The sequence below is a fragment of the Desulfoluna sp. CYM3A genome (genome assembly GCF_056829965.1).
The window spans coordinates 1,472,659-1,492,653 of the sequence record NZ_CP186556.1; the positions used below are offsets into that span (position 1 = coordinate 1,472,659).

At 46.2% G+C, this 19,995-nt stretch carries 21 protein-coding genes and 2 pseudogenes; 21 read left to right on the forward strand and 2 right to left on the reverse strand.

What is annotated here, in order from left to right; translation table 11 throughout:
• Nucleotides 1-769: 769 nt before the first annotated feature.
• The 3 genes from ACOYW1_RS07615 to ACOYW1_RS07625 all read left to right on the forward strand — a co-directional run bounded on the left by ACOYW1_RS07615 (nucleotide 770) and on the right by ACOYW1_RS07625 (nucleotide 2,801).
• A complete protein-coding gene (locus tag ACOYW1_RS07615; protein ID WP_482422318.1) occupies nucleotides 770-1,099 on the forward strand; it encodes a DUF7716 domain-containing protein in 330 nt (109 codons plus the stop codon).
• A 481-nt stretch (nucleotides 1,100-1,580) separates the two neighbouring features.
• The gene (locus tag ACOYW1_RS07620) at nucleotides 1,581-1,865 is read left to right on the forward strand and encodes a hypothetical protein (RefSeq protein WP_482422319.1); all 285 of its coding nucleotides are present in this window, start codon (nucleotides 1,581-1,583) and stop codon (nucleotides 1,863-1,865) included.
• Nucleotides 1,866-2,582: 717 nt separating this feature from the next.
• Complete coding sequence (locus ACOYW1_RS07625) at nucleotides 2,583-2,801, forward strand: CV_2116 domain-containing protein (RefSeq protein WP_482422320.1); 219 nt, start codon at nucleotides 2,583-2,585, stop codon at nucleotides 2,799-2,801.
• A 1-nt stretch (nucleotide 2,802) separates the two neighbouring features.
• Here ACOYW1_RS07625 and ACOYW1_RS07630 read toward each other — a convergent pair whose 3' ends face one another.
• Nucleotides 2,803-4,029, reverse strand: a complete 1,227-nt coding sequence (locus tag ACOYW1_RS07630; protein WP_482422321.1) for an IS256 family transposase — start codon at nucleotides 4,027-4,029, stop codon at nucleotides 2,803-2,805.
• Between the two features lie 908 nt (nucleotides 4,030-4,937).
• On the opposite strand from ACOYW1_RS07630, the pseudogene ACOYW1_RS07635 reads away from it, so the two are divergent.
• The 8 genes and pseudogenes from ACOYW1_RS07635 to ACOYW1_RS07670 form a co-directional block, all read left to right on the forward strand.
• A pseudogene (locus ACOYW1_RS07635) lies at nucleotides 4,938-5,185 on the forward strand (immunity protein Imm33 domain-containing protein); the annotation flags it as partial.
• 666 nt (nucleotides 5,186-5,851) lie between these two features.
• The gene (locus tag ACOYW1_RS07640) at nucleotides 5,852-6,196 is read left to right on the forward strand and encodes a hypothetical protein (RefSeq protein WP_482422322.1); all 345 of its coding nucleotides are present in this window, start codon (nucleotides 5,852-5,854) and stop codon (nucleotides 6,194-6,196) included.
• A gap of 440 nt (nucleotides 6,197-6,636) precedes the next feature.
• On the forward strand, nucleotides 6,637-6,915 hold the full coding sequence (locus ACOYW1_RS07645) for a hypothetical protein (RefSeq protein WP_482422323.1): 279 nt from the start codon (nucleotides 6,637-6,639) through the stop codon (nucleotides 6,913-6,915).
• Nucleotides 6,916-7,065: 150 nt separating this feature from the next.
• Nucleotides 7,066-7,230, forward strand: a complete 165-nt coding sequence (locus ACOYW1_RS07650) for a maltose acetyltransferase domain-containing protein (protein WP_482423684.1) — start codon at nucleotides 7,066-7,068, stop codon at nucleotides 7,228-7,230.
• Between the two features lie 201 nt (nucleotides 7,231-7,431).
• A complete protein-coding gene (locus ACOYW1_RS07655) occupies nucleotides 7,432-7,605 on the forward strand; it encodes a DapH/DapD/GlmU-related protein (RefSeq protein ID WP_482422324.1) in 174 nt (57 codons plus the stop codon).
• Between the two features lie 810 nt (nucleotides 7,606-8,415).
• On the forward strand, nucleotides 8,416-8,616 hold the full coding sequence (locus tag ACOYW1_RS07660) for a hypothetical protein (RefSeq protein ID WP_482422325.1): 201 nt from the start codon (nucleotides 8,416-8,418) through the stop codon (nucleotides 8,614-8,616).
• Entirely contained in the window at nucleotides 8,613-8,816 is a 204-nt protein-coding gene (locus tag ACOYW1_RS07665) for a hypothetical protein (RefSeq protein ID WP_482422326.1), read from the forward strand. The genes ACOYW1_RS07660 and ACOYW1_RS07665 overlap by 4 nt, the downstream gene beginning before the upstream one ends.
• Before the next feature lie 16 nt (nucleotides 8,817-8,832).
• On the forward strand, nucleotides 8,833-9,912 hold the full coding sequence (locus ACOYW1_RS07670; RefSeq protein ID WP_482422327.1) for a hypothetical protein: 1,080 nt from the start codon (nucleotides 8,833-8,835) through the stop codon (nucleotides 9,910-9,912).
• Between the two features lie 711 nt (nucleotides 9,913-10,623).
• Here ACOYW1_RS07670 and ACOYW1_RS07675 read toward each other — a convergent pair.
• Nucleotides 10,624-11,010 (reverse strand): septal ring lytic transglycosylase RlpA family protein, encoded by a 387-nt coding sequence (locus ACOYW1_RS07675; RefSeq protein WP_246317781.1) that lies wholly within the window; start codon nucleotides 11,008-11,010, stop codon nucleotides 10,624-10,626.
• A 310-nt stretch (nucleotides 11,011-11,320) separates the two neighbouring features.
• On the opposite strand from ACOYW1_RS07675, the gene ACOYW1_RS07680 reads away from it, so the two are divergent.
• From ACOYW1_RS07680 to ACOYW1_RS07725, 10 genes and pseudogenes are all read left to right on the forward strand, one after another.
• A complete protein-coding gene (locus ACOYW1_RS07680) occupies nucleotides 11,321-11,767 on the forward strand; it encodes a DUF3795 domain-containing protein (RefSeq protein ID WP_482422328.1) in 447 nt (148 codons plus the stop codon).
• A 74-nt stretch (nucleotides 11,768-11,841) separates the two neighbouring features.
• Nucleotides 11,842-12,675: a class I SAM-dependent methyltransferase gene (locus ACOYW1_RS07685; RefSeq protein WP_482422329.1), complete on the forward strand. Its 834-nt coding sequence runs from the start codon at nucleotides 11,842-11,844 to the stop codon at nucleotides 12,673-12,675.
• Between the two features lie 799 nt (nucleotides 12,676-13,474).
• Nucleotides 13,475-13,687: a DUF1656 domain-containing protein gene (locus ACOYW1_RS07690; protein WP_482416834.1), complete on the forward strand. Its 213-nt coding sequence runs from the start codon at nucleotides 13,475-13,477 to the stop codon at nucleotides 13,685-13,687.
• An 11-nt stretch (nucleotides 13,688-13,698) separates the two neighbouring features.
• Complete coding sequence (locus ACOYW1_RS07695) at nucleotides 13,699-14,712, forward strand: HlyD family secretion protein (protein WP_482422330.1); 1,014 nt, start codon at nucleotides 13,699-13,701, stop codon at nucleotides 14,710-14,712.
• Between the two features lie 53 nt (nucleotides 14,713-14,765).
• Nucleotides 14,766-15,305 (forward strand): annotated as a pseudogene (locus tag ACOYW1_RS07700) (FUSC family protein); the annotation flags it as partial.
• Between the two features lie 565 nt (nucleotides 15,306-15,870).
• Nucleotides 15,871-16,602: an FUSC family protein gene (locus ACOYW1_RS07705; protein ID WP_482422331.1), complete on the forward strand. Its 732-nt coding sequence runs from the start codon at nucleotides 15,871-15,873 to the stop codon at nucleotides 16,600-16,602.
• A 133-nt stretch (nucleotides 16,603-16,735) separates the two neighbouring features.
• Nucleotides 16,736-17,260: a MarR family winged helix-turn-helix transcriptional regulator gene (locus ACOYW1_RS07710; protein WP_482422332.1), complete on the forward strand. Its 525-nt coding sequence runs from the start codon at nucleotides 16,736-16,738 to the stop codon at nucleotides 17,258-17,260.
• Between the two features lie 735 nt (nucleotides 17,261-17,995).
• Nucleotides 17,996-18,586: a linear amide C-N hydrolase gene (locus ACOYW1_RS07715; protein ID WP_482422333.1), complete on the forward strand. Its 591-nt coding sequence runs from the start codon at nucleotides 17,996-17,998 to the stop codon at nucleotides 18,584-18,586.
• Complete coding sequence (locus tag ACOYW1_RS07720; RefSeq protein ID WP_482422334.1) at nucleotides 18,546-19,112, forward strand: linear amide C-N hydrolase; 567 nt, start codon at nucleotides 18,546-18,548, stop codon at nucleotides 19,110-19,112. Before ACOYW1_RS07715 ends, ACOYW1_RS07720 begins: the two co-directional genes overlap by 41 nt.
• A gap of 237 nt (nucleotides 19,113-19,349) precedes the next feature.
• On the forward strand, nucleotides 19,350-19,724 hold the full coding sequence (locus ACOYW1_RS07725) for a hypothetical protein (RefSeq protein ID WP_482422335.1): 375 nt from the start codon (nucleotides 19,350-19,352) through the stop codon (nucleotides 19,722-19,724).
• The last annotated feature ends 271 nt before the right edge of the window (nucleotides 19,725-19,995 follow it).

Genomic DNA, 19,995 nt, shown 5'->3' on the forward strand with positions numbered 1-19,995 from the left:
AATTCCTATTTCCTTATTATATGGAAATTTGAACAAAAAATTGTACCTAAAGCTGATTGTGCTTCAATAGATAAACATTCGCATTATTTGACATTGATTATTCAATAATTGCCAATAGATTAGCCGGAGCAGCCCCAGAGCTCAAGGAATTGGGGCAAGAAAGTTACACTTGGCCTAAGCTTATGTTTAACAGTTTTAGGAGTCTCTGCAACAACAATAGCAAAGTTGCTACCTGTTCACTTTTTAAAACCAATTATTCTTATATTCTCAGCTTTTCTTCAATTTATATGCTTTGTGGAGGTATTATTTCTAGGTTCATTTAAGTTGATGCCCGAATATGGATATGGGACACTGTGTTAGGAGCAAAACTCAAGACAAAAAGTTAGCAACTGTTCGAGCGTTGGTTGGCCAAGAAAATATTAATTTAGTTAAACAAGTTCGAAATGAAGTAGCATACCTTTGCATCAGAACTGGATTAGTTTTCCTTTATTGGCCTTGATGCTTGTAAGTTTCACACTTTCCCAGCAAGCTTATGTTGAACTCAAGTCCAAATCTAAAATTCCAACGGAACAAAATGTGAAATCAGAAAAAATATTTAATCCTTACTATCATATTAAAACATAACAAAAAAATTAACTGGGACGGCACAAAGCTGCTCCGCTGGTTCCTCGCTCCGCGAGCTTGAGCCGCCGGTTATTTAAGCGTTATGTGCTTGGAATAAATACTATGGAATTGAATTCATTTATTAAGTTAAGCGATATTATTGAATATGAGATCTATAGAAAGCTTGGAAAGGAGTCGATATTCAAGTGATAGTTATTGTGTTTATTGGGAAAATAAAAATGAAGAACACCCAAAAGTTGACGATTTGATTTTTATCGGAGATTATCCTCAAATAATCGAAGAAGAGAACTACAAAGAAGTTTTTCCTCAAAAAGTTGTAAATAAAGGCTGGTGGTTATTATATCGTGATGAATTAATACAAGATGTAATTGACAATGTATTATTTCAAAATCCAAAAGCATCGATTGAGCAAATAAATGAGGCCATCGTTTTTTATTGTAAAAACGATAGTTTCATGGTTTTTAGCGGCACATAACATGGCGCTTAACTAGGACCCGGGCTACAGCTGTCCAGTCCCAAGCGGTTCTATTTTTCAAACACTTTCGCTTTCTGGTCTGTGCCGCTCTTTCGCCGCCCGTTAGCTTTACGTTGTGTGTCATAGCTGATTGTGAATCCCTTTTAAGGGCTCTGGTATGATAAATGTGGGAAAGAAAATTGTAGCCCTAATCCTAATTTTGCAATGTTGTAGCTGTGCTTATACAAAATACTCACCTCATGTGACTGATCAGGAAGAGTGAACAATTACTATCAAATCTAAGTCGTTTAACAATTAAGATCGATTCTACAAGTGACGGAGACACAGATAGATACAATCAATTATTCCGTCTACCGATTCAAGAATCTGGAATATTCAAACAATTCAATAATTCAGATAAGTTCTCGGATTTAATATTTTAAATTACTCAGATTCCAATTATACTCATCAATCAGGTTTTTTTAATGAGGCTTTGGCCTACATGACCTTTTTTGGGTACGTTACGACACTCGAAGAAAACCATATTTATAAGTTTGAAATAGTAAGTACAAAAACCAAAGATTGTAATGATGGCCCTTTACCATATAAAGTCAAAACATATGCAGGCTGGTTCTTTACACCGATCATGCTATCCAAACAGTGGTACATTGATGTAAAGAATTTTGAGAATGAACCCAATACTGCATCAAAGAAATTATGGATAGATATTCTTTCGAGCAACCAAGAGGAACTATTGAAACTCACTAATAAAGTACTGGACGATTGAATTCAATAGGTATTTCTAAAACAAAATAATCACACAACAAACGCATTGTGTCGGACCGCCTTCCGCTGCGCTCCAGGTACCCTCGCTCCGCTCGGCGGCCCCACATGCGTGGCGTTATGAAAAAGAGATAGAGAATGAAGTACCCAGATGACATAGATTTTTTTTTACTTTGAAAACCATGGATGGAGTGTTTGCCATATCTATGTCGATGGTGCGATTTATTATATGGGGCCAACACACATATTTGAAAACCCTATTGAGGTTCTTCTAAATGCGCTTACTTCAATGTTGGAGGGGGCTACAGAAACAGAGTTTAAGTGGCATGACGAGCCCGTGTAGTATTTATGGTCAATTAAGCGTAATCCAGAGCAGCAACATAAGGTAAACTTTACAACCACGGAATGTACACAGATTAACAGTGTATCCAAACCTAAGCTAGAAACTCTCCGTTTTGAGGTTAAATTAAAATTGTTCTGTATTTGTGTCCTAAGACAAATGGAAAAAATACGTGATTTAATGACAGAAAAGAGTTTCAAAGAACATAGAGAGGGTGATTTTCCTTATTCAATATTTGAAGAATTTGTCTGTTCTTATAAGCGGGCTTATTCATAACAATGCAAATGCACTCGGACGGCAAAAGCCGCTCCGCTTCGCTCTGCAACTTTTGCCGCCGGTGATTTGCGCGATGTTGGGCATTCTTATGACAAGGAGAACGGAATGGAAGTAATATCATATAAGGGATACCTTATTCACCCAACTCCTATGCAGTTAACAACTTCAAGTGAGTGGGCTATACACCTCTGTATTTCGAAACATAAAGACGACAGTGTTGCGGAAAAAAAATTCAGTGCAGGTAATGCATACAAAACTGAAGAAGAAGCGGTATCCCACTGTATAAATTGTGTCTGTCAAATAAACTGTGTATCTGGCGTTTAAATCAAAGAGGGACTCTCCCCTCAAATACAATCGAAAAATAGTTGAGAGCAGCAGCCCAGTCCCTGATGGGGCGCGACCACTTCTCAGAAGCCTTTAATATCGCCAGATACAGAACCTTTCGCACTGAATCCTCTGCTGGAAAAGCTGCCCGTTTCTTTGTAATTTTCTTCAATGATGCGTTCAAAGATTCGATAGCATTTGTCGTATAAATGACTTTACGTATCGGTTCTGGGTAACGGAAGAACGGCGCTATATTTTCCCTTTTAGAACGCCATATTTGGCCGATAATTGGGAACCTTTCTCCCCACTCTTGCTCAAATTGATCCAAAGCTCTCAAACCAGCTTCTTCTGTGGGTGCAGTGTAGATTTCCTTTAAACTCTTTACGACGTTCTTTCGCTCTTTCCAACCAACGTATCTCAAAGAATTACGCACCATATGAACGATACAGAGCTGGACTTCCGTCTGAGGAAAGACGTTCCCAATGGCTTCAGGAAAGCCCTTTAAGCCGTCAACACAAGCGACCAAAATATCTTTTACCCCTCGGCTTTGAAGCTCAGTGAGGATGCCAAGCCAAAATTTTGCACCCTCAGCCTCTCCAATCCAGAGGCCAAGAAGCTCTTTGTTACCTTCAAGGTTTACACCCAATGCCAGATAAACAGCTCGATTTTCAACATGGCTGCCTTTACGAATCTTTAGATATATTGCATCCAGGTAAACGATGGGTAGTAACTGCATCCAAGCTGACCAAAAAGACTGCCACTGGCGAACATCATCTATGACGCTGTCGGTCACATTGCTGATCAGTGTCGGGGATACTTCAACACTATAGAGATCTTTGAGATGGCCCTGGATCTCTCTCACTGTCATTCCGCGAGCATATAGTGCAATGACCTTGTCATCAAACCCTGGAAGCCTTTTTTGGCGCTTTCTGACTAACTGAGGTTCGAAATCACCATCTCGATCCCTGGGAACCTCAATATCAAGTGAACCTCGATTCGTTACAATTGTCTTTTTTGTATTGCCATTACGGACGTTTGTCGAGCGACTCTTTTGGCGTTCATTCTTCTGGTAGCCGAGATGATCGGTCAGCTCGCCTTCCAAGGCGCGTTCCACAAGGCGTTTGGTTAAATCCTCAAGAAGTCCATCTTTATTAAATAGTTCTTTAGGGTCTTCATCTTTGAGCAACTCATCTAAAAGTGCATCTATACGACTCTGCTTTTTGGCCATGGTGACATTCTCCTTTCAGGAGGTTAATACCACAGCCAGATACACAGATAAATTTACACTCTCTATAAATTTTGGTAAGCAAATAATCGATGGTAAGGCTGATGGTTGTACTATCACAGACCTTTAGGAACAGGGCAGCCATGAATATGCAAATGAACCCAAGACTGCTTAAAATTCCTGTCTTACACATCGATACAAATTTGATTAATGCAAAGCAGAAACTTCCTTATGTAAATCAGCTCGAAAAGTGGTTCGATGACGGAGTTATCATAATCAATATATCTGGAACAGCTCGTAGTGAGGCCATAGCTGGTAACTACATTCCAAGAATTCGAAAACGAACCACCAAATTTACACAACAACATCTCCTCTAAGTCTTCTAATTCTATCTATTTACAGGTAGAATCAGCGATATTTCCCAATGGTGCACGAGACGACAATCAACGAAACGATGTTAAGATTGTTTGTGAAGCTGCAAAATATGCAGCGGTCCTTATCACTGGAGATGGAGGGTCTAAAAAACAACCAGGTGGTATTATAGGCAATCGTCATAAACTCAGAGACTTGGTTAAAATATTTACTCCTGTTGAGGCGGTTAATTTCGTCCGTGCAAAAATAAACCAAACTTCGTGATGATTTCAGTGCAACTCTCAAAGAAATTAGGAAGTGAACTTCCAACGTGGACAGGATCAGATTAACTTTGTGCCCAACAATAAAATAAACTCGGACGTTGCAAAGCTGCTCCGCTCGTTCCTCGCTCCGCAACTTCGTGCCGCCGGTTATTTACGCGTTGGGTTTACCATAAAATGAAAAATTATAAACTTAGTGCAGATCAAATAAAAGATATAGCAAGGTGACGGTGCTCGGATCGCTTCTGATAGAGCACTCGTTGATGGGAAAAAGTCGGTTATATGTATCGGCAAGTTCCCGATCCAGATAAAGAATATCCTGATAGTGGTTGGACATTCATGTCGGGAGATGAACACAGGAATACGCTGATGTTGCAGGAAACTGGGCAATTTATGACGTTAATACTGTATGTAATTATGACCCTGGCATTATTCCGTTTTTAGAGTTTTCGCCTCCGGTGGCATTTGGAAGAGATCCAAAAACTGGTTTGTTTGTTGAAGAGGAATTTGAGCCACCAGAAGAATGACCCAACAAACAAATACACTGGACCGGGCTTACGACGCCGCTTTTTGAGCGGTATCTTTTTTCAACCATTTTCGTTCACTGGCCGCTTTCGTGCTTCAGCGCCCGGCCCGTGATTTTGGCGTTCGGTGCCTATATGAACTGTAAATGTAAGCACATACCAAAAGCATTTTATCTAAGTGAAGCCCCAGAAGGTTTTCTAAACGGATTAAAAGAGCTTGATACGGCAAATTTGATGCGGCTCTACGAATGAAAGTTTGCAATCAACTTTGGGGCAGAGATGAATGGGATAAATATACGGTTCTATTCCTCCATCATTTCATATCGAGCGCATTGATAACTGGCAGTCTGAAGTTACTGAAGAGAAGAGAAAAGGGCTTCTTCTTAAGTCTCGTGGGGGCACTTCAGATAACATATGTATTTGGAAGGACTGTGATAAAAAAGAATCAAAGATACAGTCTATTGTATAGACCATCTTTAGTACCGGTGCTCGAAGTAGCACCGAACAAAAGCTTCCACACCGACCGGGCGCAAGTGCTACTTTTCAAGCGGTGTAGCATTTTGACGTGCGGCGTATTTCAAACTTTTTCGCTCTGCCGCACCCGTCGGGTGAAGCGCGGCGTTCTGCGTACCATATAAGGAAACATTCTATGTATGAGTTGCTCCTTAAATGGGGATAGATAACCTCAGTAAATTCACAGGCATCAAAGGTAAGCATGAGTTAGATGTTATTAAAGAAGCTATATCAACAAAAAATAGCATCATTTTGGAACGCTTTAAAAAAGAGCTGGATCTTTATGAAAAAATGGTTGATCTTACTCTCTATGTAGAACAAGATCTTGAAAAATTTATAGAACAAACTGAAGAAACAGACGGCACATGGAAGTCGGCAAGACAATTCATCGGAAAATTAAGGTCTGATTTTCATCCGCCTTATTATCGTCGACTTCAAAAAATAAGAAGTATGTTTGAAGGCTCAAACGACCTAATTTCTTCTTATACCCATGCTTTATAGATTGTTCACATTGACACACTTACTGACTTGGCAAAAGAAAAAAAAGAATATTCCAGGGGGAATATATGCCGTCTTTATAGAGGTTTGTGGACTAAATACAGTGAAATTGTATCAATTTTATTAAGGATAACTTCAACGGATCTTCGGTTTTGGGTAACTGATACTCCATATATTCACCACACAGATGAATGGGCAAAACAGGATTTTGACAAAACAATGGAATTTTTTCGGTCAAAAACTGGCAAGGCAAAAGATTTCATATCGCTCTTGAATATAGAAAAGGCCTTGATAAATTTTGGCACGATTTAGAAGCGTTTCATAATAAAAATTAGGAGCGCAGAACAATAAAATAAACTCGGACGTCACAACGCTGCTCCCCTCGTTTCTCGCTACGCAGCTTCGTGACGCCGTTTATTTAAGCGTTATGTTGCTAAAATCATATGAATATTATCTTTAATGAATATTGGAAGACGACTGAAATTTTGATCAAAAATCCAATTCGAGATGGTGTAATTGATGTTACTTTAGCCATCTCTGATGGCTCAGACACTCGATCATTTCGGTTTTACGGTTCTCGTGATGTTGAAGAGCTTATGTCAATTTTACATGCCCGGCGCATAGAAATTACAGAAGATGTAGAATCTCAAAAAGAGTTTGGCCGCTTTACACTTAGTTTCACAGGTGACTCAAATCACAAAAGAATACTCCACATGTGTTGAAATTACTAAATATAACAATTACTTTAGGAGCTATGCCAAAGCTGGTCGCTGCTTTATCAGCTGGCCGTTCCTATCAGCTTTTTGGGTCGGCATGGCCATGTGTTAAGTTCAAAATATTAGGTATCAGCGATGAAAAGTGAAAAAGATAAAATGTTGAAGGGGGAATTATATGATGCTTCTGATACTACTCTTTTAGATGAGCGAAAGAAAGCTCGTGAATTGATTCACAGGCTCAACTACACTGAATATGGAAATGATTCTACATATCGAAGAAGTAATTGGACACGCTTTTACCAAACTCAGCGACAGACATAATTATTGAGCCTCCATTTTATTGTGACTACGGGTACAATATTTATTCTGGTCGCAAAGTCTTTTTCAATTTCAATTGTGTTTTACTGGATGTAATGCCAATTGAGATAGGATCAAATGTTCTATTTGGTCCAAATGTGCAAGTTTATACAGCAACCCATCCTGTTGATGCTATTAGACGACGTGAAGGATTAGAATCTGCAATTGAAAACAATTGGTGATGATTGCTGGATTGGAGGTAACGCCGTAATATTGCCAGGAGTTACAGTTGGCAAACGATGCGTAATTGGCTCGGGGGCCGTTGTTACCAAAAGTATTCCGTCGGATGTTACTGTGGTAGGGACTCCTGCCAAGCAAATTCATAACAACAATGCTTAATATGGCCCTGACTCGGAAATATTATTGTTGCCTCGCGCCACGATAAATACCGGTTAGCTTGGCGTTCTGTGCCAATAACACATAATAATCAATAAATGGAAACCGGTACTATATGAGCAGAAGTATTCATAAAACGGTAAAGGGTGTGTTTCGTAACAAATCGAAAGCTCAGGTTAACAGAATGATCTCTGAAGACGATCCCGATGTTTTGGAATTGGCCCAAAAATACTCTTACAAGAGTACTGAACGGTCAAAAAGGCAAATTGATAAGTTTCTTCGTGATCATCTCGAAGACTAAAATGGAAACAGGGGACAGGTTCTTTATACTCTCTTTGTTTCCGACGACGCCCATGCACCTTCCATGGGCGTCGTCGTTTCCAACCCCTTACCCCACCTTTTATCCTTTTGAGTCGCTTTTTCAATCCCCCTTTGAAACACAAAAAGTGACAGGCAGATCCGTTGATCGGTTGCCGCCAGTTTTTGGCCCGGTCTTTGGTCTGTTTGCCGGTCTCCAGAAGCTGTTTTCATCACGTTTGTCCGGCTTGTTTTTCAAGTAAGGCTTTTCTCTATAGGTAAGGACGTTGTGTGAATACATAAAAAATCAAGTGGTTTACCAGTTGTGTTAGACCAAACGAGATTCGTACCCGCGGGTCAGTTTTGTGGTAAACATCGTTAATCAAATGTATCGATGTTTGGCTTCGGCAGGAATGCCGTCCGGGACGGAAAACCGGCCGGTCAATGGCAACACGTTAGCGACGTCGCCGGGATTCACCACACGGCAGGTGCCGGATCCTTTGGCCCGGATATTCCGTGGGAAAACGATCAGTTCATAAGATGGTATTACAGCTGGTTACGCTGAAAAAACAGGCATGTCAAAAAGGCAACATGGAATGCACCGTTTTTTTGATCGATTTTCTCTCCATTGATGACATATCCGGCTTGGGTATCGAAGATGCCACCCTTGCATCGGTGGCCACGGACAGACTGTTTATCCATATCAGGGAGGTATGATGAAAAAACATGCATGGTTCATGGCCTTTTTGCTTTTCGCCGCAGCGGTCCTTGCAGGATGCCGCGAAGACACTGCCGTTATCACCAACCTTGGGGGCACCCAGGGCAAGACCCTTCTTCTCAACACCAACGACCCCGACAACGTTCGGCCAACTTTTTTTTCTCTCTCTCTCTCCAACCGCAACGGAGCTGGCCATTGAGACACACACCCTTCAGGTGCGCCACATCTGGGACATGGTCCTTTCCGGCGACGGCGCCAAGCTTCTGGTGGGCACGCGCAACTCTGCCTTTACCAGCTGTGAGGTGGAAATTTACGACGCAGCATCCCTGTCCCGTCTGGCAAGCTTTTCCCTGAAGCGGTTCTGGGCCGACTATTACCGCATCGGCTTGAAACTGGCGGTAAACCCCGTGAGAGACGAACTCTATGCCATGGTCAAAGGCGACGAGATTCAGGACGTCCGCATCCGGGCCCTGGGGTTTGACGGCGCATTTCTCGGCGAAGACCTGACCATGAACGCAGACCACTGGGATTACAACTACGGCTTCGGCGTCTCTTCAAACGGCAGGCTGCTCATCGGGGTGTCCGACAAGATCTATCCCTTTGAGGCAACCGACGAAGGCCTCGTTCCCCTGCCGCCCATCGCCGGAGACGAAGATGAAGACTTCTCCTATCACGGCAAGGTCAAGGTCCTCTTTGCAGAGGATTTCAGTGTGGTTTACATCACCTCCTCCGGGGTCTATCTTCCCGGGACAACCAACCTGGGCGGTGTCTGCTCCGTGCTCAACGTCGGCAAGATCCTGGCCGGTGATCCCGATCCCTTTATCCACAGCACCGTGGATTTTATCTACGACGATTTTATCACCTGGGTGGCCGGTAACCTCAGCAGCACCGTGGGAGACATCCTGGATCCCCTACAGCTCTACGGCATCGCCGACGCCTGCATGGTGGGCAACACCTGCTACATGGTCATCGCTTCCGTGGCCGGTCTCGGCACGGACATGGCCGACATCACCGACGGCAAGTACATCCTCTCCGCCTTTGAAACCATGCCCCTGGGGAGCCAGGTATGGCTCGGGGGCAAGGTGCTGACCCGTTACCCTTCAAGCCTTTCCGTCAACGGCGCAGGTGACACCCTGGTTATCACCTATCCTTGGAACAAAGCCGTGGATATCCTGAAAAAGAAGGGTTCCTGGCTTACTCCCGAATCCACCCCCGTGGATCTGGATGCCCTGGAACCCCTCGGCAATGAAACCTACCCGAAAACCGTGGACATGACGGCTGTGGAGCGGGATTAGGTAAATAAAGCCAACAAGAAACGCCTTCGACGGCCAACGTGGAGCAAAAAGCAAGCCTTCGGCGGGCAGGGGAGAGGGCACTCTCTGATATCAGGATACCTTTCGTTCCCAGGCTCAGTCTGGGAACGATAAAAAAGAATAAAAGCGATGCCTCCGTCGGCAAGGTGTTCCACCTTGACATCAGATTACCGTTGGGGTTTGGCCCGCAGTCCTCAGGGCCAACCCCAGCGTTTTCTCCCTCCAACCGAACCGGATTCGTTCCGGACACGAGGGTGGGAAAGCCATCCTTTTACAACACACTTCGGAAGCCGTGTACGCGCCATCGGTTTTTCGGTGAAAAACGATGCGCATGTCCGTCTTTCCTTTCCCCTTTTTATCCCATCATAATAACCCCCACCGTAGAAGCAGTGCTGCGCCCCCCTTGTCCATGACATGGGGGGCATTTTCGTGGTTTTGACGTCGCTGTGACCCATGAACTACTGAACAACACGGATAATCACACTGTTTTCAAGGCGGTGGGCTGCAAAGGAGTGCCTGAACGTATGCGGTTAGCCTTGTTGAAATAGTCGGTTTATATGGCAGAGCCAAGTTGTGTCTCAGGGAATGCTTTTTTGTGTGCTCCAAGATGATTTTGAGGAGTCCACATAGAAAGACAGTTCCCAGTGGACACCAATCGGCGAACCGCCCGATGGTCGGGTAGGGGGGCATGGGCTATTCGATCACTTCGATCCTGACGTTGATCACACCCGAAGCGGTGTTGCCGATATTGCTGAATGCAGAACGGGACAAGTCAATGATGCGCCCTTTAACAAAGGGCCCTCTGTCATTGATTTTGACGATAACGCTTTTGCCGTTTTTTACATTTGTTACTTTGACCTTTGATCCGAATGGAAGCCTTTTATGGGCGGCTGTCTTGGATAACTGATTGAACCGTTCACCACTTGCTGTTTTTCTGAATTGGTACTTCATGGCGTAAAAAGAGGCTTTGCCGCGTTCGGTATAACCAATCCAGTTCGAAGGGCTTTTCCTGGGAAGGCTCGTGCAACCTACGGTGAAAGCTACGATCATACAAAAAACGAATTTATTACCTGCTTTCAAAAAAACTCTCCTTTCAGGCTGTATCGTTTATATAACCTATAATATCAAGCGATGCGCTCGCGGTAGATCATAAAAAGAGTTCCCTTATCTATCACACTGTCCATCTCTCCACCATGAAAAGGTGTGTGTGCTCACTCAGATGATCAGCCCGTCTTTCGCCTGGTCGTGTCGAAAAGGGCCGGGCTGGAAAGGCTCTTTTCATCTCATAAATCTTATCCATATCCCCCAAATGGGGGATGCTTTATTTTTATTGGCTGGATTATAATCTTTCCTGCCAAAATGAATCCAAAGCCGATGAGGAGGATCACTTATGGACTATTTTCAGATGACTGCGCCCTGTGGGCTCGATTGCTTTAATTGCCATTTCTATTTAGCCCGCGAAAACGAGGAGGTAAGAGCCGCTGTAGAAAAAATGTCCGAAGAATACAATGTGCCTGTTGAGATCATGCTGTGCAAAGGATGTCGACATCACGATGGCAAGATACCATTGCAAAAGCATATCTTCGGTGATTCACATCGCTGTGCCGCATATGAATGCTCTAAAACCAGGGAAGTTGATTTTTGTGGAGATTGTGACGAATTTCCGTGCGACAATTTGCACCCTTATGCTGACAGGGCTGCTGAGTTACCGCACAATATGAAGGTCTTTAATTTGTGCCTGATAAACAGGATGGGGTTGGAAAACTGGGCTAAATCAAAGGCTCTTGACGTTCGTGAAACCTACTTTACTAAACCGTGGACTCTCTCTGAAAGGTAATCATATATTCGGCAATAGAACCTGCTGTTGTGCCCTTAAGGTTACGTTGTGCCTTAATGATACGAGGAGATCTCATGATGGAGAACCCCGGATTGAAAGAGGCTTACAAGAACACGTTTAATGCTATTTCTGCTGGGTATGGGCATTCGGCAATGCGGTTTTTTTCTGAGGCCCCTGATGAAGTCTCCTCTTTATTGAATATGAGGGGAGATGAGCATGTCATTGATGTGGCCACGGGCACTGGGTATGTTGCGTTTGCCCTTGCCAAGGATTTGCCGGATGGACATGTGACGGGCATAGATTTTTCAGAAGGTATGCTCGCACAGGCCATGGAAAACAAAAATAAACTGGGGATACCGAATGTTACATTTGTTGAAATGGATATGCAGGCGATTGATTACAAGGATAATCATTTCGATGTTGCGGTGAGTTCTTTCAGTATTTTTTTTGTTCAGGACATGGCAAAACAGCTGATCCATATAGCCAGTAAAGTTAAACCCGGAGGTGCGGTGCTTATAACAACATTTTCGGATAATGCCTTTACACCTCTTGTAAATGTATTTCTCAATCGTCTTGCAAAGTACGGCATTGAAGTATCAAGCATGGCCTGGAAAGGCGTTTCAACTAAAAAACAATGCATCACTCTTTTTAAGGCCGCAGGATTGCAAAATATACACTGTGAGCAGAAAGGGTGTGGGTATTATTTAAGAGATGCCTCGGATTGGTGGTACATCATATGGAACGGGGGCTTTCGCGGATTGGTAAGTCAACTTTCCGAAAAAGATTTTTTACAATTTAAAAAAGAGCACATGGCTGAAACGGCCGAACTGGCTACAGACAAAGGGATCTGGTTCGACATGGGCGTGTTATACACCTTGGGTGAAAAAGGGCACAGCAACACAAGGTAACTCGGGTGTATATTTCCCTGTGTTTCTTTAGCACCGATTGTCTGCGAGGTTCACTCCTTCATGCTCATGGAAGCGCTGTCCACGTATGGATCTATCGTTTTTCTTGCGTTCTATTCTTGATGATATGCGTGTGGTGGAAGCAACAGCCCCTTTTGGAGTGTTTTGCAAGCGTTTTGGTGTTCCTTTCATTGATGGGGCAACAGCTAAGGACACACGAAATGACAACAATTATAAAAAGCCTGTACCCCGCCCTCTGACCAAATCCTCCGACGAATAAACGATTACCCAACATCCGTCCTATCCGGTCTTGTAATCCCTTGACACGTTCTGTGTTGTTCGCAGCTTTCTCAAGTCGACCTGCTGCTTTTCCCAGGCTTGGAATATGTTTTGAAAAATAATTTGACATCTAATTATCAGTCGTCTAATTAGGTTCTCCGTGATGTTTAAGCGACCCTGAAGGCAATGCGTGAGCACTGATCTAATGGCCCTTTATCATGCATTATGTCTTCGGGACTGGTTGGTGAAGGGCCTGGATGAAGAGCACAACACAGATCGATTACAGGTGGTTCAACACAAGAGCGCCACTCTTTGGCTGCAACCGTCATTCAGGTGCCGCCCATTGACTTCGAAAGGCCCGAACACCCTTTTGGAGGGTAAATCTCCAGCTCAAGCAGGAAGGGCATTGTCAATGCCCTTCCTGCTTTGAACTGCCGGGGCATGTTATGCCCCTTTTTCGTGGTGTTACAATGAAAACCCAGTGCCTTGCAAGGCACCTGAACCCATATGTGGAGTTTAAACCATGCCCGTTTCATTCATGGAGATCCCCTTTTGCGGCCTTTACTTTCCTCCGCTACTTCCCATTGTCACCGGTGGTCTTGCCGGGGCGATGGTAACACGCCGTGTCTTAGAGGCATGCAACCTGATGCAGCGGTTCTGGCATCCGATGCTTGTGGTAACAGCCCTGGCAGCAGGATACAGCGCTTTGTTGACCCTTATCACCACAACACCGTAAGGAGAGAGTGCATGAAGTTACAAAAAAACAGCCTTCATCGGCTGCTCGCAACCGGTGGACTGGTTCTTATCTCAGGGCTTCTTATGCTGACGGCGTACCGCAGATATGAGCTTCGACCATGGACCCGCCATGGTCTTGTGGAAGCAGATATCGTAGCCCTGGCGCCCCAGGTCAACGGCAAGATTTCTGACGTAAAGGTTACCGACAACGCAGAGGTCCGCAAAGGAGACGTCCTTTTTCGAATTGACGCAAGGCCATATATCCTGGCCCGGGACAGTGCTGCGTCCGCCCTTCGGAAGGCACGGCAGGAGGTGGCAACCCTGAGGGCCACAGTGGACATTGCCACGGCCCGAGTTAAATCGGCCGAGGCAACATACGTTAATACCAAACGAAACAAGGAGCGGTACGCGTTTCTCTTGAAGCATAACAGCATCAGTCAGAAGAGCCTGGATGATGCGGTGATGGCCTTTGACGAATCGGCCTCTGCACTTGAAGCCTCACGGGCCGCACTGAAGGAAGCAAAAATGCGGCTTGGGGCCACAGGGGAGGACAACGTGCTCATCGAAAGCGCCCGCCTTCGCCTTGAGAGGGCGGAATTAGACCTCTCCTATACAGAAGTAAGCTCTCCGGTGAACGGGCATGTTGTCAACGTAAGGATCAACCCCGGGGACTACGCGGTGACAGGTCAGCCTGTGATGGCGGTTGTGGATGACCAGAGTATCCATGTGATGGCAGCATTTAAAGAAACCCAGCTGGAATCCATCCGCATGGGGAGTCCTGTCACGGTGTCTCTAATGACCATGCCCGATACCCCGTTAAAGGGCCAGGTCAAGAGCATTGGCTGTGCCATCTCACCAAGTGAATTTTCTGCCTCAGCAGGACTCGTTCCCAGCCTTCCTGCTGTATTTGACTGGGTTCGCCTGGCCCAGAGGGTGCCCGTGGAGATAACTTTTTCATCAACAATCAAGGGCTTGAGGGTTATTCCCGGTACCACGGCATCCGTGGCCATCAGCACCGGATCCTGATACAGGGCAAGGAGAGCAACATGCAGATAAGGCAGGCGGGGTATGCGTTCCGTATGGGGCTTGCTGTGGCGGGGGCTCTGTATGCCTCGCTGTGGCTCGGACTGGAAAACCCCTATTGGGCTCCCACAACAATTCTTGTGGTTGAGGGGATGAATTATGGTGCCGTCTCAGACAAACTTTTTAAGCGCCTCGCAGGAAATATCGCGGGAACACTTGCGGGGCTTCTTCTCGTTGGCTTTACTGGCCTGGTGTACGCTCTGGCCTGCGGCTCTCTGGCCATGTTGGGGACCTACGCCATGCTCGAAACACGGCACCCTCAGTTTTGGCGATGGGCCGTTGTGGCCGCCGGGTTGGTGACCCTCACCCGTGTCAACGCACCGATCCTTGCGTTTTATCTGGCCGTGGACCGTGTCTGCGGTGTGGCCATAGGCCTCGTGGCCGCAGCTCTCTCCCACCAGGTGGTTCTTCCGAGATATGCCGGTGAAGATTATCGGAACAACCTCGGTCGTCTCATAGAAAAGCTCTCCGCGCTGTCCGGTCAACGGGCCGAACAGGTTGCCCAGGGTAGCGTTTCGCCTTTGCTTCAACCGGGAGAGCTTTGCGGTGGCGTTGCCCTGCTGCGGGATGAGCTGCGCCATGCCTGCCGTGACACAAATGCATTCCGTAGAAAACGTCTGAGTCATGAACGCGTTCTTGCCATTTTGGACGACCTGGCCGCTCATCTTACCCTGATTTGTACCGAGCCTCCCTCAGCCTCCTTTGATGTTATTTCCAAGCCTTTCGGCATGCTACCTTCGCACTCTTGCAAAGAGGTACCCTTCGAGCGGACCTTCCCTGTTGTGGTGACGCATCATGCCAGCGCCATGACGACAACGATGCCGGGCCTGTTCCGTCTAAATCCTTCCAGGGGCCCTGGTGTGAACTTATTTCATTGGCCCATGAGTGCATGGACCGCCTTGAATATGAAACCAGGCGCTGCTTCCTTGCTGAGGACACCACAGCCGACTGCATTAAGAAAGCTTATCACCCCATGCGGGAGGATCCTTACGGCGGCCCCTTTCACAGTGCATGGAAAGCACTGCTTGCCGGAGGAGCAACAACCCTTGGTATGGTTTTGTGGCGGTTTACAGGCTGGCCCGGAGGGGCTTCGCCATCCCCTTGACGCTTCAGATTATTTTCTGTACAGCAGGGCCGGCTCTGACACTGCCCTTTGTTATTGTCATCCAATTCGCTGCAATGGTTTTAAGCGCATTGCTTCTTTTTTTTGTTCTTCCGGTCATCCACAGTACCGAGTTTTTCTTTCTCGTGATCGCATCGATTTTTACGTTCTGGGGTTGGTTCATGCACGCTCCAAATCCACGCGTTCGGGGTTTGGGGATGCTGGTGGGGGTGCTGATGAACAGTTGTGCCTACAGTTATGCCGCGACCATGGCTTCATTCGCAGTGGTCACAAGTTATGCCTGGTGTATGGTTGGAGGTACCTTGGTTTCCGGTCTTCTCATTGCCCTTTTTTATCCCTCGTCCCCCAAGGGGCGGTTTCAGCGGCACGCGTCCTGTTGCTTTGAGCAGATCAGGCTGGCCCTTGCTACGCCATTGCCCCATGAATCCATGGAAAAACTTGGCATCGCCCGGCGACATGCTCAGCTCATGTTGGCATGGGCAGGGCCTGCCAGCCGTGGGATGTGCTCCGTCCAGGCAAACCATGCTGCCATGGCGGCGTTGGCTGCGGAGTGCCTTTCAAGGTCCCTGGCCCACGGATTGACTTATGACAAAGGGGCACACAATCGCGACGGAGTCATGGATGGTGCGTCTATGCAGGCCTCAACCGAACTGCACAGGATTTATCGTGATCATGCAGGTCAGCTTGCCTTGACGCATACGCCGTCATAACCTCCGTAACCTGAATCGCTGTACGGACCGGCAAGGAGGCCGGGATATCTTTCGTTGACACCGCCCGTTAAGATTTTTACATATAGGCGCTTCAAGGCGAAGCTCCAAAAAACTGTAAAAGGCGGACGGCAACATGATAAAAAAAGAGATGCTCCAAGCACAACTTTCTTATGTGCGTGAACAGCAAGACATTGATGACTCCCTTTTTGAAACGACCATGAATTGGTTTTTGGAAGTGGAGAAACTTCATGAGATGCTGAAGCTGCTGACGGAAACCATCAGCGGCCAACCCAAGGGGCGTTTTGATATGCTCAGGGGGCTTTATCTTCACCCGGAAGGAATCATGAGGCCCGCTGACCTTGCAATCGTGGCCGAGATGACCCGGGCGTCCTCTTCCCACAACCTTGATGTGTTGGAACGAGACGGCCTTGTTCATCGAAAAACCGACCCCAACGATCGACGCTCTGCCATGGTCAGTCTGACGCCAAAAGGGCACAAGATCATGTCCGAAATCCTGCCCAGTTACCTGAAAGCCATCCAGGCCGTTGCTCAAACGACGTCTTCTCCCCTGACCGACGCTTCGATTTTAAGGATAAAGGGTTATAACGCCCATATTAAGGCCCTGGTCCAGTCCATTAAGGATTCCCAAAATAAATAGTCACATCGGACTTTCACCTCACCGGTAAAATTTGATTTTAGATAAAAAGCTGACATAGGCTCTTTTTTGAGTATTACACTCAGGATATGAAGAGCCTGTCCCGTTTTTTCTTTTTTATTTACAAGCCTGATTCCTTGTGAAATGCTTTCTTTTCGCAAGGAAGAAAAAATAGCTATCATAAAGTCAAAACTTTTAGAGTTCTCCCCCCCCCCTGTCAACCTGCTTATGCCACGCGAAACAGAAATTGTTTCGCTACTGGCCGATGACAAAGACCGCTGAGACGCTGTATGTCTCTGAATGTAGCGTCAAGATACACCTGAAAAATATATGTAAAAAAAAGTCGGGACTAACAGCCGCATCGATACGCTGAAAAGAGAGCGGAGGTTGAGCCTGCTTATCGAAACCTGAAGGGCTTTGATTTATCAGTGTCCCTTGCGGTTTTCCTCGTTCATATGACCAAAAAATGTTTTTCCCAGAAATGGAGGCAGGGCGTTTCGCAAAATATCCCATTCGGGGAATTATCATGGCAGTTCAATGCGGTCTATGCTGGCTGCAATTACCTGCTGCACGATCAACGCATGGAAAGCCGTGGAGGATAGCCATGGCATGGGCGACGCAAAGGCGTTTCATTGCATTGGCTTTGGTGGGGGGTGGTCGTGAAACAGGTGTGTGCAGTCACGTGTGCCGGTGACCGTACCGGCGATAATAAAAATCCATAATACGGGAGATCGATTCATGTTCGGACGTAAGTTGACGGGTTGGTTGACAGGTATCCTGCTGCTGTTCTTGTTTTGCTTTGCCTCTGCGGAGGCGTGTACCGGGGTTCGGTTGGTGGCGGAAGACGGATCGTGCGTCTATGGTCGTTCCATGGAATGGGGTGCCTTTGATTTGAACTCAAGGGTGGCCATTGTACCCCGCGGGTATGCATTCAGGGGACTGACTCCGGATGGTAACAACGGCAAAGCCTGGGAATCGGTGTACGGGGTTGTTGCCCTGGATATGCTCAAAAAGGATACGCTCTCAGACGGCATGAATGAAAAGGGGCTCACGGCAGGGTTGTTCTACCACCCCGGTACTGCCGAGTACATGGCTTACGACCCCGTCAATGCAAAGGATACAATCACCGCAGTGGATGTGGTCGCCTATATCCTTACGCAATACGCCACCGTGGACGAGGTCAAAAAAGGGATGGAAGGGGTGCGCCTTGTGGCCGTAGTGGAAGAGGCCCTGGAGATACCTGTGAGAACGTCCATTCGATCAGTGCACCGAACCCTCGGGCAAGTCCGTGGTTATCGAGTGCCTGAAAGGGAAAATTCGTTTTTTTGACAACCCATTGGGCGTGATAACCAATTCGCCTTCCTACGACTGGCACATGACCAACCTGAGGAACTATGTAAAGCTCACTTCAGAGGAGGCCTCGGGCAAAGAGCTTGAAGGTGTTGCGGTGAATCCCACAGGCGGAGCAAGTGGGATGATCGGGCTGCCCGGTGATTTTACGCCGCCCTCGCGCTTCGTCCGGGCCGTTGCCTGGACTCAGACTGCACGCCCGACAAAGCATTCCAGTGAAACCGTCTACGAAGTGTTTCGGATTCTCGATAACTTTAACCTGCCCCTGGGATCAGGGGAAGGCTCCAATGAGGAAACGGTTGACCTGAAAGGGATGAGGAGTACAACCCTCTGGACCACGGCCTGGGACCAGAGTGAGCACAAGTTGTATTTCCATACGCAACACAACCGGCGGGTTCGAAAAGTGGACCTGGACCGCATCGATTTTACCAAAAATAGGATCTGGCACATCACCCTGGACTCCAAAAAAGAGCAGGATGTCTGGGATATAACCCCCTCTGTATAGAAGCTGTCCGCTATACACGTAAAACGCCCCAGCCCTTCTTCAATGATGGACTGGGGTTGTTTTTTTCTTTTTGAAGAGTCTTTACAATCTTGAGAAATTTGTGCGAGTGTGAGCTCATAAGGAAAATCCGGTTCCTGCCATTATAATAAATTCAGGAGTTCACGACGTGAAAATAAACTTTACCAAAAAAGAGTTCAGGCAGCTCTTCTTGATCTTGTATATATTGCCAATTGGGTAATGAACGCTCGAAAAATTGAGAAGGACGCTGGAACAGAAAAATACGAGGAGCTTGTTCAAAAAGTATATTCCTTTGCCAAAGATTTTAAATACGAAAGTCTGATTGAATATAATAAGCAGCTTGAAGGGTTTTTCCCCACAAACCGGTTTGAAATGGACGAGGATGTTCATCACTACATAGATGAGTACGATGATGAGTGCTTTTGGGAATCATTGTGCCAAGAACTCGGTAAACGTGATTTTTTAGAAGAGGTTGGTAGGGAAGAGGCAGAAAAAATGGATTCCATCGACCGATTTACCGCAATCAATCAATGCGCCGAGAAGTACTCACGTGAGTTCGAAGAGAGCGGGATCAAAAACCTCAGGATCCCCTGATTGTCTGGTGTTGATCAAAGGGGCTTGCGAATTAAAAGGCGGCAGCCGGTTTTCCCCTGGGAGCTGTCCGGTTGTTGCGTCACTCACGGCAACACAATGACGGGTGGCCAAATGAATCCCATCATTTGTATAAATTCGTTTTTCCAGAAGTGTCCCGGAAGATCAAATAGAAAGAGAGACAGGCTCGTCCTGATGACCAGTGCAATACTTCTCCTGATATCCCCTTGAAAAATTATGTATCGCCACATATATCGTAATGGAAGAGGAACAG

Bases quoted from the DNA above. Each gene is read 5' to 3' on its own strand.
- ACOYW1_RS07615 (WP_482422318.1), top strand. From the start codon at position 770: ATGAGATCTATAGAAAGCTTGGAAAGGAGTCGATATTCAAGTGATAGT.
- ACOYW1_RS07620 (WP_482422319.1), top strand. From the start codon at position 1,581: ATGACCTTTTTTGGGTACGTTACGACACTCGAAGAAAACCATATTTAT.
- ACOYW1_RS07625 (WP_482422320.1), top strand. From the start codon at position 2,583: ATGGAAGTAATATCATATAAGGGATACCTTATTCACCCAACTCCTATG.
- ACOYW1_RS07630 (WP_482422321.1), bottom strand. From the start codon at position 4,029: ATGGCCAAAAAGCAGAGTCGTATAGATGCACTTTTAGATGAGTTGCTC.
- ACOYW1_RS07640 (WP_482422322.1), top strand. From the start codon at position 5,852: ATGGGGATAGATAACCTCAGTAAATTCACAGGCATCAAAGGTAAGCAT.
- ACOYW1_RS07645 (WP_482422323.1), top strand. From the start codon at position 6,637: ATGAATATTATCTTTAATGAATATTGGAAGACGACTGAAATTTTGATC.
- ACOYW1_RS07650 (WP_482423684.1), top strand. From the start codon at position 7,066: ATGTTGAAGGGGGAATTATATGATGCTTCTGATACTACTCTTTTAGAT.
- ACOYW1_RS07665 (WP_482422326.1), top strand. From the start codon at position 8,613: ATGATGAAAAAACATGCATGGTTCATGGCCTTTTTGCTTTTCGCCGCA.
- ACOYW1_RS07680 (WP_482422328.1), top strand. From the start codon at position 11,321: ATGGACTATTTTCAGATGACTGCGCCCTGTGGGCTCGATTGCTTTAAT.
- ACOYW1_RS07685 (WP_482422329.1), top strand. From the start codon at position 11,842: ATGATGGAGAACCCCGGATTGAAAGAGGCTTACAAGAACACGTTTAAT.
- ACOYW1_RS07690 (WP_482416834.1), top strand. From the start codon at position 13,475: ATGCCCGTTTCATTCATGGAGATCCCCTTTTGCGGCCTTTACTTTCCT.
- ACOYW1_RS07695 (WP_482422330.1), top strand. From the start codon at position 13,699: ATGAAGTTACAAAAAAACAGCCTTCATCGGCTGCTCGCAACCGGTGGA.
- ACOYW1_RS07710 (WP_482422332.1), top strand. From the start codon at position 16,736: ATGATAAAAAAAGAGATGCTCCAAGCACAACTTTCTTATGTGCGTGAA.
- ACOYW1_RS07715 (WP_482422333.1), top strand. From the start codon at position 17,996: ATGTTCGGACGTAAGTTGACGGGTTGGTTGACAGGTATCCTGCTGCTG.
- ACOYW1_RS07725 (WP_482422335.1), top strand. From the start codon at position 19,350: ATGAACGCTCGAAAAATTGAGAAGGACGCTGGAACAGAAAAATACGAG.